Source organism: Pseudanabaena sp. UWO311 (genome assembly GCF_006937785.1).
Lineage (GTDB): Bacteria > Cyanobacteriota > Cyanobacteriia > Pseudanabaenales > Pseudanabaenaceae > Pseudanabaena.
The window spans coordinates 29,816-47,918 of the sequence record NZ_SJEE01000018.1; the positions used below are offsets into that span (position 1 = coordinate 29,816).

At 43.4% G+C, this 18,103-nt stretch carries 11 protein-coding genes; 7 read left to right on the forward strand and 4 right to left on the reverse strand.

Annotated elements, in window-relative coordinates:
* Positions 1-18: 18 nt before the first annotated feature.
* The 7 genes from PseudUWO311_RS14595 (at position 19) to acs (ending at position 13,631) form a co-directional block, all read left to right on the forward strand.
* Positions 19-387, forward strand: coding sequence for a response regulator transcription factor (locus tag PseudUWO311_RS14595; protein WP_094532768.1), 369 nt, complete (start codon positions 19-21; stop codon positions 385-387).
* Positions 388-549: 162 nt separating this feature from the next.
* A complete protein-coding gene (locus tag PseudUWO311_RS14600; protein ID WP_142655990.1) occupies positions 550-1,077 on the forward strand; it encodes a chemotaxis protein CheW in 528 nt (175 codons plus the stop codon).
* A gap of 65 nt (positions 1,078-1,142) precedes the next feature.
* On the forward strand, positions 1,143-3,485 hold the full coding sequence (locus PseudUWO311_RS14605) for a HAMP domain-containing methyl-accepting chemotaxis protein (protein WP_142655991.1): 2,343 nt from the start codon (positions 1,143-1,145) through the stop codon (positions 3,483-3,485).
* 55 nt (positions 3,486-3,540) lie between these two features.
* Positions 3,541-9,465: a hybrid sensor histidine kinase/response regulator gene (locus PseudUWO311_RS14610; RefSeq protein WP_142655992.1), complete on the forward strand. Its 5,925-nt coding sequence runs from the start codon at positions 3,541-3,543 to the stop codon at positions 9,463-9,465.
* A gap of 45 nt (positions 9,466-9,510) precedes the next feature.
* The gene (recN, locus tag PseudUWO311_RS14615; protein ID WP_142655993.1) at positions 9,511-11,319 is read left to right on the forward strand and encodes a DNA repair protein RecN; all 1,809 of its coding nucleotides are present in this window, start codon (positions 9,511-9,513) and stop codon (positions 11,317-11,319) included.
* A gap of 57 nt (positions 11,320-11,376) precedes the next feature.
* Positions 11,377-11,514 carry a hypothetical protein gene (locus PseudUWO311_RS24045; protein ID WP_190303506.1) on the forward strand — a complete coding sequence of 46 codons (138 nt, stop codon included), beginning with the start codon at positions 11,377-11,379 and terminating at the stop codon, positions 11,512-11,514.
* A gap of 146 nt (positions 11,515-11,660) precedes the next feature.
* Positions 11,661-13,631 carry an acetate--CoA ligase gene (gene acs, locus PseudUWO311_RS14620; RefSeq protein ID WP_142655994.1) on the forward strand — a complete coding sequence of 657 codons (1,971 nt, stop codon included), beginning with the start codon at positions 11,661-11,663 and terminating at the stop codon, positions 13,629-13,631.
* A gap of 30 nt (positions 13,632-13,661) precedes the next feature.
* On the opposite strand, the gene PseudUWO311_RS14625 is transcribed toward acs, so the two are convergent.
* The 4 genes from PseudUWO311_RS14625 to purB all read right to left on the reverse strand — a co-directional run bounded on the left by PseudUWO311_RS14625 (position 13,662) and on the right by purB (position 18,051).
* Positions 13,662-14,759 (reverse strand): tetratricopeptide repeat protein, encoded by a 1,098-nt coding sequence (locus tag PseudUWO311_RS14625; RefSeq protein WP_223807586.1) that lies wholly within the window; start codon positions 14,757-14,759, stop codon positions 13,662-13,664.
* 34 nt (positions 14,760-14,793) lie between these two features.
* Positions 14,794-15,501 (reverse strand): pentapeptide repeat-containing protein, encoded by a 708-nt coding sequence (locus PseudUWO311_RS14630; protein ID WP_142655995.1) that lies wholly within the window; start codon positions 15,499-15,501, stop codon positions 14,794-14,796.
* Positions 15,502-15,518: 17 nt separating this feature from the next.
* Positions 15,519-16,511: a porphobilinogen synthase gene (gene hemB / locus PseudUWO311_RS14635; protein WP_142655996.1), complete on the reverse strand. Its 993-nt coding sequence runs from the start codon at positions 16,509-16,511 to the stop codon at positions 15,519-15,521.
* A 244-nt stretch (positions 16,512-16,755) separates the two neighbouring features.
* Positions 16,756-18,051: an adenylosuccinate lyase gene (gene purB, locus PseudUWO311_RS14640; protein ID WP_142655997.1), complete on the reverse strand. Its 1,296-nt coding sequence runs from the start codon at positions 18,049-18,051 to the stop codon at positions 16,756-16,758.
* Between the last annotated feature and the right edge of the window lie 52 nt (positions 18,052-18,103).

An 18,103-nucleotide genomic window follows, 5' to 3' on the forward strand; every position in this document is an offset into this window, starting at 1 on the left:
CTATCGGGGCATTCATGTATGAGTACAGTTCTGGTGGTTGAAGACAGCGTGACACAAAGAGAAATGATTGAGGACTTACTCAAGGGTAGTGGCTTAACCGTTAAGACAGCAGGTGACGGTGTGGAAGCACTAGAGCAGATGCAAGGCAATTGCCCAGACATTGTAGTTATGGACATTGTCATGCCCCGCATGAATGGCTATGAGTTATGTCGTCGCATTAAAACCGATCCCAAAACTGAGCGCGTTCCTGTCGTAATGTGTTCATCCAAGGGTGAAGAATTTGATCGCTATTGGGGAATGAAGCAAGGTGCTGATGCCTATATCGCTAAGCCATTTCAGCCTCAAGAACTAGTAGGTACAGTTAAGCAGTTACTGAGAAAAGCTTAAGAATTTCACGAAGAATGCTAAAAGTGTAGACAATTCTTGATTATTTAATGGCAGTTGGTTAACATCAGTACTTTAATACTTTCTCAATATTCTCGATGTTTGCTTTTGAAGACTTGAAGACATTAAAAATTTGCTATTTTGCAAGGTAGAGATCCTCAAATTATGGTAGGAAACCAAGAATTCTTCCCTGGCATCGGACAAGATCAGGCAACGGACTTTGATCAAGGGATCGAAGCTCCAGAAGGTGAGCTGCACTTAAGATTTTTTGTGGCTTCTGGGATTGAGTTTGCTTTACCAGCAATTGGAGTCAGTCAAGTTTTGGAATTCGCTCCAGATCGGATCAATCCAATGCCCAATGTCTCCCCCCTACTGCTTGGTACAGTGAATATTCGGGGTAGAGTAGTTTGGGTAGGCGATCTCGGTCAGTTTTTGGGAGAGACTCCTCCTGTCAATACAGATCGCGCAGAAATTTCGATCATTGCGATCGAGGATCAGGGCATGATGTTAGGTTTAGCGGTAGAACAAATTGGCGTAATGGCTTGGCTTGATTCTTCACAACTAAACGTCTCAAGAAACAGCTCTGACAGTATGGCTCCATTTATTAAAGGTGAGTGGATAATGGAAGATAGCGATCCCCTAAAGCTGCTAGATCAAGTCAATATTTTACGATCAGCAAGGTGGGCATCCTAGACATAGTAATTTCAATATGAATTCGCGCAAATGGCAGAGATTTTAGGGATTTTAGGAGAAAGCACATGGCATCAAGTACACAATACCAAAAAGAATACGAAAAGGCTTCCTTAGCCTATATGCAAGGAGACTACAGTCAAGCTGGCAAATTGACTCAAGAGTTGGTTAAAGCCTGTCCTAGCGATCCTATGTATCGTCTTCTTCATGCCCATATAAATCTCGCCCTAGAGCGCTATCAAGATTCAATTGGTGAATATGAAACTGTTTTACATTTGACGGACGACAACTCTATTTTAGAATATGCCCATAGTGGTATTGCGGCAGCTAAAGAAAGACTAGATATCAATGATGATAGCTACAGCATGGGCAGCGCAGTAGATGAGTTTAGTAATAAGCAATACGCCTACGAAGATAATAGTTATAATCAATCGAATTTTAATACGCAGGGATCTTGGTCTACTGATGATAGTGGTGGTCAAAGTACTGGCTCAAGTCGTATTGACGATTTTGATTTTGAAGATTTTAGTTCTGATACTTCGATGAATGGCTCTAATCAATACAGCTATGGGGCAGAGACTCAACTAGCAGGAGATTCAAGTTTTAACTCTGGTTACAAACCTAGCAGTGCTTCAGGCAACATGAATTCAGATACTGATGTTGTCTTTATGGATGAGTTTGATGATTTTGATGACATTAGTGAATCATCTTTTTCTAATTCATTTGGAGATTCAGAAGCAACACAGATGGTCTCAGACCGCTCTATGTCAGATTTTGGCAGTCAAGACTTTACAACTTCGGGACGCTCAAACACTACATCATTAGCCAATCAAGACATGCCCACGGCACGATTTAAGCAATCGGAAAATGAGGCAGAGTTATTTGGATTAGGATCAATTAATACACCAGTCGGCACAAAGAGAGCAGGTGCGGATGTTGTCGCTGAAGCCTCTGAGCAGGGCGGCTTATTTTCTCCTTTTGATAATATGCCGCTCAAGACCAAAAATGTGATCACCGCGATCGCGGCAGGGGTTGTCGCCATGGTTGCCGCAGGTGTGGTTACTAACTTTGCCACTGGCTCAATCTCAGATAAGACAACAAGGGAACAAGTCCGAAATACTGGCTGGATGATGGGGGGAGCCGCAGCTTTAGCAAGTGGCGCGATCGCTTGGGGATTGGGCAAACGCTCATCTCGGCTGATCGATCAATCGACTGCAAATTTACAATCGCAGTTTGAGGCAGTAATTCGTGGCGATATGAGTCCTCGTGCAACCGTTTATAGTGAAGATGAGTTTGGTAGACTCGCGGCAAGCTTTAACCAAATGATTCAGTCGATTGTGTCTAATACTACCGAAGCCCAACGCAAAGCCGCCGAGCAAGAACAAGCTAAAGAGGATTTACAACGTCAGGTAATCAGACTACTTGATGACGTAGAAGGCGCGGCACGAGGCGACTTGACTGTACAAGCAGAGGTGACTGCCGACGTACTAGGTGCGGTGGCTGACTCATTTAACCTCACGATTCAAAACCTGCGCGAAATTGTTAACCAAGTAAAAATAGCAGCGCGTCAGGTAAACGAAAGCTCTCGTGAGAATGAAGCATTTGCTCGTAGTTTGTCATCAGATGCGTTACGTCAAGCCGAAGAGTTAAGCGTTACCTTAAATTCAGTGCAAATGATGACTGAATCGATTCAACGGGTAGCTGAAAGTGCGCGTGAAGCTGATCAGGTTGCTAAACTCGCATCCGAAACCGCGATCAAGGGCGGCGATGCTGTAGAACGTACCGTGGCAGGTATTCTGGACATTCGCGAAACGGTTGCCGAAACTACGCGCAAGGTTAAACGCCTTGGAGAGTCTTCACAAGAAATTTCTAAGATTGTTGGTTTGATTTCAGCGATCGCTTCACGTACTAACTTACTTGCTTTAAACGCTAGTATCGAAGCGGCGAGAGCGGGCGATGCGGGAAGAGGTTTTGCGATCGTTGCCGATGAGGTTCGCCAGTTGGCAGATCGCGCCGCCAAGTCATCTAAGGAAATTGAGCAAATCGTATTACAGATTCAGAGTGAAACTAGTGGTGTACAACAAGCGATGGAAATCGGTACACAACAGGTTATTGATGGTACAAGACGCGCTGAACAGGCTCGTCAATCGCTCACAGACATTATCCAAGTTTCCCATCGCATTGAAACTTTGGTACTATCGATTACAGAAGATACAGTCAAGCAAACCGAGACCTCAAGGACGGTATCACAGGTTATGCAGTCAGTTGAATTGTCAGCCCAAGAAACTTCGCAAGAGTCTCAAAGGGTGTCAGCATCACTCCAAAATCTGGTGGGTGTGGCTCGCAGCCTCCAAGATTCTGTGGAACGATTCCGTGTTGACGCGGGTGATAAAACAACGGGAGTTCGTTAGGATTATTACCTCTAGCTATACTACTCACACCCTAAATCTTTGAGAGGATTCTGTCATGAACTCGGAACAACAACAGCAGCGAATCATGGGTTACTTCATTGAAGAAGCCCGCGAACATCTTCAGACGATTGAGCAAGGCGTATTAAACTTGGAAGATGTACTCAATGATTCCGAATCAGTTAATGAGCTTTTTCGAGCAGCTCATTCAATTAAAGGTGGCGCTGCGATGTTAGGAGTAGGCAGCATTCAGCATGTTGCCCATAGATTAGAAGATTTTTTTAAAATCCTCAAAGAAAATTCACAAATAACAGTCGATGAGCGATTAAAAAGCTTGTTGTTAGCAGGATTCGACCCACTGTCAGAACTTTTGGATGAGTTACAAGGTGGTTATAAAATATCTGATGAGTTAACACTTGAAACTAATAACCGAGTCAAGCCTGTTTTTGCTGAGCTAGAGTCCTACCTAAATCAGCTAGTCTCAGATACTGATGGGGAAATATCTACTGATACATTTAGACAACAAGAAGAAAGCATTCCTCAGCCACAAGAGTTAGCACTTTCTCAACAGTCAATATTTCAGCAAGAAATTACGACCAAAATGCGAGATATGCTGCAATTATTTCGGGCAGAAGATAATGCAGAGAGCCGATCGCAGTTACAAGCAGTTTGTAATTACTTCCAAGAAGTCGGTAATAACTTTGATTTACGGAATTGGACTAATTTAGTCATTCAAATTAAAAATGCGATCGCCCAGCCTAGCAATTCATACCGTACCCTCGCTCCTATTTTGATTCGAGAGCTAAAAGAAGCTCAAGATCTAGTACTTGCTAATCGGGAACTAGAAATCGCTGTGTCTTTACAACTCCAAAATCTCTTGCCATATCGATTTTCGGAACCAGAGGATGATGAAGTTAGTACAATTTTTACCACTGCGTCTGGAAATATCGGCGAAGATTTAAATATCGATGATTTTGATGTTTCTGATACATCCGACATATCCACCGATAGAGATTTAGATTTAAATCCAGATGTAGATAACGATCTATTTGCTGATCAGGTCAATGAAGAAGTATTTGATTTGCCAGATACTCGTAACAATCAAGGCGATCAAATGGATTGGATGGATAGCGAATATGAAATCACTGAAAATCAGCATATTGATGGGCCAAAGGTCGGTGCTTCAGAATTGAAGTCTCTGGCTATTCTATTTGAAAATGACGACATTGATTTTGATGCTGCATGGGAGGATATCGAATCTAATGAAACGAATATCGCAAACCATGGTGCTACTGAGACTTCTGATAGTCATGATGAATTTGCCGATCTCCTTGACAATAATTCTGACAACAATGATGTAACTGCTCCAAACTTAAGCAGTGGCGAATCTAGCATTGAACAACTATTTGGTGAGGTCTCTGGTCAAGACTTAACGACGGAAGCAAATAGTAGTTCTCTATTCCCAGATGATCTTGAAGATGCATGGGGAGAAGCTGCTGATGTTATTTCGGAAATCGATTCGGAAATTATTCCCGAAAGAGAACAATCAAGTCTAGATAGTCTATTTGCAGAAGATTTTGCAGATGACGATTCTCTAGACAATCAATTTGATCTTGATTTAGGGATGGATATTGTTGATGAGATTAGTGTTGAGCAAATCAGCAATTCTCAAGTAGATGATGCGCTTTCAATTGACAATCAGTTTAACGATATTGATGAGAACAACTTTTCTGAATTACCCTCTCAAGCAGAAAGCGAAGAACAGTTTATAGACAATATAGAGGCTGACACAGACGAGTCTCAGCTTCTCTCTAGTGAAGAATATTTTGCCGCGATCGCAAGGGCAGAGAGTGAGAATGCTGGTGGTGATGACAATATTCCTAGCGAGCCATTTGCCTTAACTTTTTCGGAAGAGGGAATGAATTTACTTGACGATCCTTTTGCGATCGATGGAAGTCTTGACGAGGTCTTGATGGAATCATCTCCTAGCCTTATCAATAACGAAGTCATCAATACGGATGTTGATAATTTCTTTGAAGCTTCCGAGGAAATTGAATCTAGCGGTCATGCAGAGATGATTTCTAGGAATAATGACTCTGATGGCATCGATACGACTGGATTGAATATATTTGATGAGCTAGGATTTGACAACGATGAATTTGATGAAGTAGGAATGTCGCAGGGATCTGTAGGATCAACAAATGCAGCTATTTCTGACACGATTGCTAAAGACTTCGATGATGAATTTGCTAGCGCTGACGATTTAGGTGATTTCTTCTCAGGATCTGAAGAACCTGCAATTGCTAGTGATATTTCTGATACTGACAATGCGATCGGTGAATTTGCTAGCGCTGACGATTTAGGTGATTTCTTCTCAGGATCTGAAGAATCTGCAATTGCTAGTGATATTTCTGATACTGACAATGCGATCGGTGAATTTGTTAACGCTGACGATTTAGGTGATTTCTTCTCAGGATCTGAAGAACCTGCAATTGCTAGTGATATTTCTGATACTGACAATGCGATCGGTGAATTTGATAGCGCTGACGATTTAGGTGATTTCTTCTCAGGATCTGAAAATCTTGATATTGCTGGTGATGTAAACAATAATCGTATTGATAGTTTTGATCAGAAATTTAGTAATACTGATGATTTAGGCGATTTCTTTTCCACATCTGACGAGCCTGAAGCTTCTATTGAAGTAAATGATGAATTAGATACTTTCACTGGTCGTACAGATATTACTGAGAAATCGGATGGTTTCTTTAGTGATTCAGAAGAGCCTGAAATTATTTCTAATAGTATCAGCGATAGTAATATTGATGGTTTTGAACAAGAATTATCTAATACTCAAGATCTAGGAGATTTCTTCGGTGATTCAGAAGAGCCTAAAGACTCTATTGATATCCTTAATACTAGTGAACCTACTTATGAATTCAACAACACTGAAGCTTTAGGCGGTTTCTTTGATGAATTAGAAGAGTCCCAAAGTTTAACAGAAAATACTACAAATAATGATTTTGATGAATTTAGTGCTAATTTAACCACTATTGATGAACTCGAGAATGTAGTTGATATTTCTGAAGAAGAGCAAGAATCATTTATTGATTTTGATTCTCCTCAAGACATTAATTCCGATTCCTTGTCAATATTAAATGAAGATACTTCTGAAGCAAGTCCTACAAATTTAGCAGGAGAATTTTTTGAGCAAATCATCTCTTCGGATGAATCAAATCTGGCTGACTTATTTACCGATGCTGAAGAAAATTTAACCGTAGTGGAAAAAGAAATCAACTTTATCCAAGCAAATTCTTTAACTCAAACCGAGGATATTGATGATTTGACAAGTATGTTCGATGACAATCTACAAGATGAAAGTTTGAAAACGATAGAATCGACTCTTCCAAATTTTCAAGAGGATCTAAATTTTAAAGATAATGAAGCGTCGGCAAAGACCACTATTGATAATTTGGCGGATTTCTTCCAAGGTGATGATGATTCGGAAGCAAATAATTTGTTGCAAAATTCTGAAGAAGAATTGGTAATATCCAATCTAACTGACGATACCCCTCTTAGTTTTGGTGAATTCAATGAATTTGCTGGCATAGATGAAGACATCTCCGAAACGGACTATTCTCTCACGCAAGACCCAGAAACAAAAAACCTAGAACCTGAGCAGCAATTGCAAACTGAAGAACTAAATGGGATTGACGATAACTTCGACTTCGATGATTTAGAAGCTATGATTGGCAGTTCTAGTAATATGCCAAATGATGTTAATAGTGTGAATAATAGAACCTTTGATGATCAGATTACAGCTACAGTTATCAATGATCAGGGCTCATCAGATTCCAATGACATGAATTTTGATGAATTAGAAGCTCTTCTAGGTGAGAGTAACAGCTTTGACGAGACTGAAAAAACTAAGAAGGCAACTGATGGGTTTGATGAGTTAGAATTGCTGATTCAAAATACATTTGCTCCAGAGGTCGGGCTGGTGAACACTAAAACTCCTAAACGTCAACCCGCCGCAACTCGCAAGCCAAGGCTTACAGATTCAACCATGCGTGTTGATGTAAAGTACCTTGACAGTCTTAATAACCTTGTTGGGGAACTGGTTGTAAACCGTAATCTTTTGGAACAGGATCAGGAAAGACTTCAACAGTTTATTACTAACCTATTGCATCAAGTGCAGTTATTAAGTGATGTATCGCAGAGAATGCGTGATCAATATGATCGTTCTTTGCTCGAAGCTTCGCTAACCGCAGGGCGTGGTGGACGCTCCTCCTATAGTTTTGACACGCCATCACAATTAAGTGATAGTTCAAATTCAAATACTTCGGTGACCAACGACTTTGAAGGAATTGAGTTCGATCGCTACAATACTTTCCACGTTCTATCGCAAGAGATCATTGAGTTGATTGTTCGAGTTCGTGAGTCGGCTTCGGACATTGAGTTCGTGGTTGGTGAGACAGATCAAGTAACTCGTCAGTTAGGCACGATTACCACCCAAGTTCAAGACGATTTAAAACAATCGCGCATGGTTCCCTTTGCGCAGATTGCCGATCGCTTACCTAGAGGTATTCGCGATCGCGCCCTCAAAACAGGCAAACAGGCGGAGCTAGAAATATTTGGACGAGAGACGCTGATCGATAAGGCAATTTTGGAGCAGCTAACCGATCCACTTACGCACCTTGTAAATAATGCGATCGATCACGGTTTGGAAGATCCTTCCACTCGCCAAGCGGCTGGGAAATCAGCAACTGGAAGATTGACTGTAAGAGCCTATCACCAAGGTAACCAGACCGTAATCTCAATTAGCGATGATGGTGCTGGTATCAGTACAGACAGAGTTAAGAAAAGTGCTGTTTCTAAGGGAGTGCGATCGCAATCTGAGGTTGATCGTCTCAATGAGACAGAAGTGTATTCTTTGCTTTTTGAGGCTGGATTTAGTACTGCGGCTCAAGCCGATGAATTTAAAGGTCGCGGAGTTGGTCTAGATGTGGTTAAAACCTGCCTTGATGATATTCGCGGCGTAATTATTGTGGAATCGGTAGTTGGTAAGGGTACAACCTTTACAATTCGCTTACCGTTGACTCTGAGTATTTCTAAGGCAATGTTTTGCATTAGCGATCGCGCTCGCATTGCATTCCCTGTTGATGGTTTCGAGGACATGGTAGAAGTTCCACAAAGCCAGATCATTCTTAACGAGAAGGGACAGCCCTGTTTGCCTTGGCGCGATACAATTTTGCCGTTTCAGCATTTATCCAACTTGTTGTCCTACAGTCGCCACCTCAGCCGTAGTAGCATCTATGGGAAGCAAGAAAACGATGAACTTTGCATCATTATTCTCCGCAATGACACTAGTTATCTCGCCCTACAGGTCGATCAATTCCTTGGTGAATATGAAATCGTAATTAAACAACTAGAGGGTCCAATTCCTCAGCCTTCAGGAATTGCAGGAGCTACAGTACTAGGAGATGGTCGTGTTATGGCGATCGCCAACGTGCTAGAGCTATTTGACATCGCTAGCGGCAGATTGCGTCCTTCGACTTCAGGAATGACTATTCAGCCAACCGTCGAAGAGGATGTTGCTGTCGATCCAACGGTACTAATTGTCGATGACTCGATTACGGTACGTGAGTTGCTATCACTGACCTTTGCGAAAGTAGGCTATCGCGTTGAGCAGGCAAAGGATGGTCAAGATGCATGGGAAAAACTTCGTGCTGGTCTGCCCTGTGACATGATCTTCTGCGATATTGAAATGCCACGGATGGATGGATTAGATCTACTATCGAGATTGCAAAAGGATTCTCGACTGAAAGAGATTCCTGTGGCGATGTTAACTTCACGAGGAGCGGATCGCCACCGTCAGTCAGCTATTCAGCTTGGCGCAAAGGGCTACTTCACTAAGCCTTATCTCGAAGAAGAATTACTGAGTGCCTCGAAGCGCCTCTTAGCTGGAGAAACTCTGCCTATCTAAATAGTTAGGAATGTGTAAAGCTCATTCCTAACTTAATAAAAAACTATGCTGCTGAGTCTCAAAATTGAAAATTTTGCCCTGATTGATCGCTTAGAGCTTGAGCTATATGCGGGTCTAAATATTCTCACAGGCGAAACAGGAGCAGGCAAATCAATTGTCCTCGATGCTCTAGATGCTGCACTTGGAGGCAAGGTGTCAGCGCGAATGTTAAGAACTGGAGCAAATCGCGCCAATATCGAAGCTACTTTTTCGACTAATCACGCGATCGCCCAGTGGCTAGAGATTCAAGAAATTGATGCTCTCGATGCTGAGACGCTGATTTGTAGCCGCGAAATTACGGCGCGGAGCAATCGTACCCGCATTAATGGCGTGGTTGTAAATAAGCAACAGATTCAAGAATTGCGCGATCGCCTTGTTGAGATTACGGCGCAAGGTCAGACGATCTTGCTCAGCCAAGCTGCTCAACAGAGGGAATGGCTAGATAGTTTTGGAGATCAAGTTTTTAATCAGGCTTTGTCATTGCAAAGGCAAAAAGTCGCAAAGCTATTTGAAGCAAAGGAGCGATCGCGCAAAGCTTTATTTGATCGTCAGCAGAATGAACGCAATCGGCTACAGCATTTGGACATGTTGCGCTATCAACTCAAGGAATTAGAGGCAGCAAAATTAGATGATCCCGATGAATTAGATAATCTCGAAAGCGATCGCAATCGGTTAGCCCATAGTGTGGAATTGCAAAAGCAAGGCTATGCCGTGTATGAAGCGCTTTATCAGAATGATGGTGGTAATGCTTGTGCGGATTTGTTAGGGCAAGCAGAGTCTATTCTCACAGAAATGACAACACTTGATCGTGAAGTTGAGGGCATTCTCGAACTAGTTTCTAGCGCCCTTGCTCAGGTCGAAGAAGCGGGGCGACAGATCAACAATTATGCCAATCGACTGGAATCTGACCCTGAACAATTGGAAGCGATCGAACAACGAATTAATCAAATCAAGCAAATCTGTCGCAAATATGGCACGCTTCCCGAAGCGATCGCCTATACCGAAAAGTTGCAACTTGAACTTGCTGAACTTACCGATCAAAGTATTTCTATTGAAGATTTAGAACGTAAAGCTGCGGCTGATTTACAGGCTTTGCTGAAGGCTTGTAAGAAATTTACGGAATTACGTCGGCAAACGGCGATCGCTCTCGAACAAGTGCAAATCGATGCTTTGAAAATGCTGGCGATGGAAAAAGTTCGTTTTCAGGTCGGAATTTATCCGAGTGAACCCAACGCATTAGGCGGTGATCGTATAGTCTTTGAGTTCAGCCCTAATCTTGGCGAGCCTTTACAACCTCTTGCTGAAACTGCTTCAGGAGGAGAAATGAGCCGATTTTTATTAGCGCTGAAAACTTGTTTTGTGAAGCAGAAAACCCAAGATTCTCAACCAGCATCTACAGAATTTAATCATGCGAATGTCGGCACAATGGTATTTGATGAAATTGATGCTGGCGTATCAGGTCGTGTTGCGCAAGCGATCGCAACGCAACTCTGGCAACTGAGCCGTAGTTCTCAAGTCCTTTGCGTGACTCACCAGCCATTAATTGCCGCGATCGCTGATCGTCACTTCCGTGTCAGTAAGCAGGTAATCGGCGATCGGACTCAAGTGCAAATCTGTCTCTTAGAATTAGAAGAGCGGAAACAGGAGCTGGCTCAGATAGCTTCAGGGATGACGGTTGATGAAGGGAAAGAAGGAAAAAGGAAAAAGGAAAAAGGAAAAAGTTTGGATAAGGAGATTAGTAGTACGGTATCTCAGGCGATCGCGTTTGCTGAGTCTCTGCTAGAACAATCTGCTGCTATCAAAGCTAGTATTTAGTAAGGATAGGCGGCGCTTCGCGCCGCCTATCCTTACACCTTTAGTATTTTTAAAGATATGACTACTCAACCTCAACCTGATAAGCAACCTATCTCTGAGACTAAGCCAGAACCTATTCTTTGTAATCACTGCCTGCGTACAGCAACTAACGGCATTAAGTGCCAAGGTATTTGTGTTGCTGATAGTAATTATTGATTGCTATGTTGCTAATCGTTGCGGAACTTTACCGTTTCTCAATTAAGTATTCTTAGTAATTTACACTAGGGGCATAGCTATCAACTTATTACATGAATTATTAGTCTTTCTAAACTCAATTTGTTGTAATTACTAACCTTATACCTATGTCACAACCCACGATTGAATCTGTTTTACAAGAAAAGCGATTGTTTGAGCCTTCTGCGGAGTTTTCGCAAGCTGCTCATATTAAAAGTCTTGCTGAATATCAACAAATTTACGATCGCGCTAAAGCCGATCCTGCTGCCTTCTGGGCTGAGCTAGCCGATCAAGAACTACATTGGTTTGAGAAATGGCACACCGTTCTCGATTGGCAACCGCCTTCGGTGAAATGGTTTGATGGTGGCAAAATTAATATTTCCTATAACTGCCTCGATCGCCACTTGACAACATGGCGCAAAAACAAAGCGGCTCTAATTTGGGAAGGTGAAAATGGCGACTCTCGTACGCTGACCTATAGCCAATTGCATCGCGAAGTTTGTCAGTTTGCCAATGCCCTCAAACAATTAGGAGTTACAAAAGGAGATCGCGTTGGTATTTATATGCCGATGATTCCTGAAGCTGCGATCGCTATGCTTGCCTGTGCCAGAATCGGTGCGGTACATGGGGTCGTATTTGGGGGATTTAGTGCCGAAGCTTTACGCGATCGCCTTGTCGATGCTGAGGCGAAACTCGTCATTACCGCTGATGGTGGTTGGCGCAAAGATGCGATCGTGCCTTTAAAAGAACAAGTAGATAAGGCGATCGCTAATGGAGCCGCGCCTTCTGTTACCGATGTCTTAGTGGTAAAACGGACTGGTCAAAATACGCACATGACTGCAGGTCGCGATCACTGGTGGCATGACTTACAGCAAGGTGTTTCTGCTAAGTGTGCAGCCGAACCAATGGATAGCGAAGATATGTTATTCGTTCTCTATACTTCTGGCAGTACTGGTAAACCGAAGGGAGTCGTCCATACCACGGCTGGCTATAACCTCTATAGCCACATGACCACCAAATGGATTTTCGATCTCAAGGATACCGATGTGTATTGGTGTACGGCAGATGTAGGCTGGATTACTGGACATAGTTATATTGTGTATGGGCCATTATCTAATGGCGCAACGACATTGATGTACGAAGGAGCGCCACGTCCTTCTAATCTGGGGTGTTTTTGGGATGTAATTGAGAAGTATCAAGTCAGTGTTTTCTATACTGCACCCACGGCAATTCGCGCTTTTATCAAAATGGGCGAACATCATCCTAATACCCGCGATTTAACTTCGCTGCGCTTATTGGGAACTGTGGGCGAGCCGATTAATCCTGAAGCTTGGATGTGGTATCACCGCGTGATTGGCGGTAGTCGCTGTCCGATTGTGGATACATGGTGGCAAACAGAAACAGGCGGAATTATGATTACGGCTCTCCCTGGAGCTGTACCGACCAAACCAGGTTCGGCAACACTTCCCTTCCCAGGGATTATTCCTGATATTGTCGATCTTGAGGGCAATCCAGCCCATGACAATGAAGGTGGCTATCTAATCGTGCGTCATCCTTGGCCAGGGATGATGCGTACTGTCTATGGCGATCCTGATCGCTTCCGTAAAAGCTATTGGGAACATATTCCACCTAAGGATGGTAAATATGTCTACTTTGCGGGTGATGGCGCTCGTAAGGATGAGGATGGATATTATTGGGTGATGGGTCGTGTCGATGATGTAATTAACGTCGCTGGTCACCGTTTGGGCACGATGGAAATCGAATCAGCGCTAGTTTCGCATCCTGCGGTTGCCGAAGCAGCCGTGGTTGGTAAGCCTGACGAATTAAAGGGTGAAGATATCTTTGCCTTTGTAATTCTTGAAGGTGATCATAAGCCTAGTGATGACCTCGCAAAGGAATTGAAGAAACATGTTGTCGCGGAGATTGGCGCGATCGCACGTCCGAGTGAGATTCGCTTTGCCGAAGCTTTACCAAAAACGAGATCGGGTAAGATTATGCGAAGATTATTGCGATCGCTTGCTTCTGGTCAAGAGATCACCAGCGATACTTCGACCTTAGAGGATCGTTCAGTTCTAGATAAACTACGTGAGGGAGTATAAATAAAGAGAGGTGGCTTACGCCACCTCTCTTTATTTGAGTTCAGATAGAGCTTTACGAGCTTGAGCTAAACCATCAATATTGCCTTGTCGATTAAAGAAACGTTCAGCATTTTCTAACATCTTGCGAGCTTCGATCACACGTTGCTGGGTTGCTAGAAGCTTCCCTAAAGCTAGATAAGTCGGGGCATCCTCTGGCTCAGCCTCAAGAATTTGGCGATAGGCAACGATTGCACCTGATAGAGAACCTTGCTGAATGTAAATGTCAGCGATCTCCCGTTGCAACTCGATCAAATTATTAACAGGGATATTTCGTGCTCCTGCGGCTCGGCGCAAATAGGCGATCGCTTCAGCATAATTACCTTCACTTTGGAAGACTTTAGAAATTGCTAGATTGGCTTGAGGATGTCGAGGATTTACCTCTAAGGCTCGTTTGTACTTAGCGATCGCTTCCTCATATTGATTTTGCTCAGCAAACACCCCCCCGATCGCAACCAGTACATCAGCATCAAACGGTGCAATCTTATCAGCTTGGTTATAGGCGGCAAAAGCACCTTTGCGATCGCCCGATAGCTTCAAGACATAGCCCAAATTAAGGTAGCTCTTAGGTTCTCTTGGAGCGGCTGAGATCGCTTGACGATAAATCTTGGCGGCTTCGGCATATTGTTTTTGTTCAGTTAACAAAAAGCCGACACTGTTATAAGCATCAATATTTTGGCGATCCAAGGCGATTACGCGGCGATAGGCAGTTAAAGCATTGGGATAGTCTTTAATGCGAACATAAACAAAACCTAAGGCATTAAAGGCTTTGGTGTTTTGGGCATCAAGTTTAGTCGCTTTCTCTAGAGCCGCGATTGCCCCAGAATAATTATTCTGTTGAGTTAATAAAAAACCCAGACTAGTTAAAATGAGTGAATTTTTTGGCTCAAGATTTGCAGCCTGTTGATAAGCTGCGATCGCGCCTGAAATGTTATTGTTTTGCCAAAGTTGCCGCCCCTGCCTGATCCATTCCGTAGCATCCTTTTGGGCTTGAGCATAGGCATTTTCGCTAATCGGCATGGCGATCGCTGTAGCGATTGTCATGACTAGAGCAAGATTCGTGAGTTTGGTGAGTGAACGAAACAAGGGCATAAACTTTTTGATTTACGTTATTAACCGTAAAATTCTATTCTTCTGGAGTTGACTCTTCCATATTAACAAGCTCGACAGAGTTCGGAGCATTACGCGCATCGGTAAAATCTGTACCTTCAATACTTTTAATCGTTGATAGATAAGTTCCCGTCAAATCAGCCCCAATTAACTTGGCATTAGCCAGATTTGCCCAATTTAGCTTGGCATTAGTCAAATTTGCGCGGCTAAGATCAGCCCCAGCCAGATTTGCACCAGTCAAATTTGCTCTTGTTAAATCTGCTTCCGTGAGGTTTGCCCCACGCAGATCTGCGCCGTTCAAACATGCGCCTGTCAAAAAAGCATTCGATAGATTAGCTCGACATAGACGCGATCGCGTCAGGTTAGCGCTAGTCAAAAATGCATGACTAAAATTTGTTTCCACTAACACCGCATCGCTGAGATCGGCTTCAATCAAAAAAGCTTCAGAGAGATTTGCGCCTATCAGTGAAGCCTGTTCAAGAATTGTGCCATTGAGATTTGCTTGAATCAAAATTGAACCACTCAAGTTCGCTCTGATTAAATTTGACAGATTTAGTTCTACATCTTCTAAATTAGCAATATCCAGCGTAATCTCTTCTAGATTTGATTCAATAAAATTTGCTCCAGACAAATTCGCCCCAGTCAAAATCAATCCAGTGAGCGATCGCTTACTAAAGTCGCGATCGCCCAAAGCGTAACTTTCAAGAAGTTCTTTTGCGTTCATGGTTGATGGGAAGACAATTAGTAACGATAACCCGAAGCAAGCAACTGCGCGACTGACTTGGCATGATAAGACAAGATAATATCTGCACCCGCACGCTTCATACTTAGCAGGGTTTCAAACATGACCTTCTTTTCATCAATCCAACCGAGTTGCGCCGCCGCTTTGACCATCGCATATTCGCCACTGACGTTATAGGCAGCTACAGGTACATTAGTTGCTTCTTTGACCTTAGCGATGATATCCAGATAGGCGAGCGCAGGCTTCACCATCACAATATCTGCACCTTCAGCAATATCGAGATAGACTTCCTTAATTGCTTCACGAGAATTGGCGGGATCCATTTGATAGGTCTTTTTGTCACCCGACTTAGGTGCAGAGCCTAGCGCATCGCGGAATGGCCCATAATAAGCGGATGCATATTTTGCCGAATAGGCGAGAATACCGACATTTTCAAATCCAGCTTCATCTAGCCCTTGTCGAATTGCGCCAATGCGACCATCCATCATATCGGAAGGAGAGACAAAATCAGTTCCTGCGACAGCTTGGGAAACAGACATTTTGACAAGAACTTCGACGGTTTCGTCATTAAGAATTACGCCATTGTCATCAATGATGCCATCATGTCCATGTGTGGTGAAAGGATCGAGAGCAACATCGGTGAAAATAATTACATCAGGAACAACTGCTTTAATAGCGCGAACTGCACGCTGTGCTAGCCCTTCAGGATTAAAACTTTCGCTACCAGTGAGGTCTTTTTTCTCTTCAGGTACAGCGGGAAAAAGGGCGATCGCCTTAATTCCTAAAGCATAAATCTCTTCTACTTCTTTAACCAATAGATCGAGGGTAAAGCGATAGGCTTCGGGCATTGAAGGGATTTCAACACGATTATTCTCTCCTTCCATCACGAACATAGGATAGATGAAGTCATCTGTTGTTAAATGATTTTCTCTAACTAGGCTACGGACTGAAGGATTACGGCGGAGGCGGCGAGGACGATGTGTGAGTTGCATTGATGTTTCTTGACTTTTCTTAATGAATTTGCGTTAAAAGCATTCAGCAAAACATTTATTTTTCAGATATGTATTATATCAGAATCGCTAGCACTATCCAAAAAGAAAAGCGCCGCTCCGTGCCGCTTTTCTTTTAAATCCCTAAACACTATCCCAAAAAGAGAGGCAGTGCTTCGCGCCGCTTTTCTTTTAAATCCCTAAACACTATCCCAAAAAGAGAGGCGGCGCGAAGCGCCGCCTCTCTTTAAATCCCCAAACGTTGATAGATTTGGTCAAGATTTTTGAGATGCTTATTCGGATCAAAACAAGCTGCTAGTTCTTCATCGGATAAATTCGATCGCACAGTTTCATCTTCGCTAATCAGCTTACGGAAATCTCCTTCAGGTTTATTCCATGCTAAGTGCGCGGCTTTCTGGACGATCGCATAGCTATCTTCACGGCTCAGCCCCTTATTTACCAAGGTCAGCAACACTTGCTGACTAAAGACCACACCACCATAACAATAGAGATTGCGCTCCATGTTGTGAGTATGCACCAACAGATTTTTGACCAGATCGGTGATTTCTCTCAGCATGAAATGAGTGAGGATGCAGCTATCAGGTAACAAAACCCGTTCCGCCGCGCTGTGGGAAATATCGCGTTCATGCCATAGGGCAACATTTTCGAGAGCCGTCGTCGCATAGCCGCGCAACAACCGCGCCATACCTGTTAGGCGTTCCGAGCGGATCGGATTGCGCTTGTGAGGCATTGCTGAGGAGCCTTTTTGTCCTTTGGTGAAATGCTCTTCCACTTCGAGGACATCGGTACGCTGCAAGTTGCGAATTTCCACCGCAAAGCGCTCGATTGATGCACCGATCAGCGCTAATACTTGCGAATATTCAGCATGGCGATCGCGGGAAATTACCTGTGTCGAGGCGCAGTCGGGCTGGAGTCCTAACTTTTGGCAAGCGATCGCTTCGATACGCGGATCGACATTGGCATAGGTTCCGACTGCACCTGAAATTTTGCCGACAGCGATAGTTTTGCTTAAGTTCAATAGGCGATCGCGATGGCGTAACATTTCTGCTAACCAGCCAGCCAGCTTGAACCCAAACGTGATTGGCTCCGCATGGATACCATGGGTGCGGCCAGACATAATCGTGTAGCGATGTTGCTGGGCTTGGTAGCGGATGGCTTGGATTGCTTCTTCTAACTGGGCTTGGATGATTTCTAAGCTATCAACTAATTGCACTGCTAGAGCTGTATCCAGCACGTCAGAACTAGTCAAACCGAGGTGGATGTAGCGCCCTGCATCACCTACATATTCATTTACGTTGGTCAAAAACGCGATCATGTCGTGTTTGACCGTTAATTCAATTTCATTGACGCGATCGGCATCAAAGTTTGCTTTCGCCTTAATTTCTTCGACAGCATCGGCAGGTATATAGCCTAATTCAGCCTGTGCTTCGCAAACGGCGATTTCAACTTGCAACCAAGTTTGGTACTTATGGCGATCCGTCCATAACCGACCCATTTCGGGCAATGTATAGCGTTCTATCAAAACTTACGCTCTTGAAATAATCACAATTTTTAATTATAGCAAGTTTTTTTAG

Coding starts and splice junctions, on each gene's coding strand:
- PseudUWO311_RS14600 (WP_142655990.1), top strand. CDS start 550: ATGGTAGGAAACCAAGAATTCTTCCCTGGCATCGGACAAGATCAGGCA.
- hemB (WP_142655996.1), bottom strand. CDS start 16,511: ATGCAACTCACACATCGTCCTCGCCGCCTCCGCCGTAATCCTTCAGTC.
- PseudUWO311_RS24045 (WP_190303506.1), top strand. CDS start 11,377: ATGACTACTCAACCTCAACCTGATAAGCAACCTATCTCTGAGACTAAG.
- PseudUWO311_RS14630 (WP_142655995.1), bottom strand. CDS start 15,501: ATGAACGCAAAAGAACTTCTTGAAAGTTACGCTTTGGGCGATCGCGAC.
- PseudUWO311_RS14595 (WP_094532768.1), top strand. CDS start 19: ATGAGTACAGTTCTGGTGGTTGAAGACAGCGTGACACAAAGAGAAATG.
- PseudUWO311_RS14625 (WP_223807586.1), bottom strand. CDS start 14,759: ATGCCCTTGTTTCGTTCACTCACCAAACTCACGAATCTTGCTCTAGTC.
- PseudUWO311_RS14610 (WP_142655992.1), top strand. CDS start 3,541: ATGAACTCGGAACAACAACAGCAGCGAATCATGGGTTACTTCATTGAA.
- recN (WP_142655993.1), top strand. CDS start 9,511: ATGCTGCTGAGTCTCAAAATTGAAAATTTTGCCCTGATTGATCGCTTA.
- acs (WP_142655994.1), top strand. CDS start 11,661: ATGTCACAACCCACGATTGAATCTGTTTTACAAGAAAAGCGATTGTTT.
- PseudUWO311_RS14605 (WP_142655991.1), top strand. CDS start 1,143: ATGGCATCAAGTACACAATACCAAAAAGAATACGAAAAGGCTTCCTTA.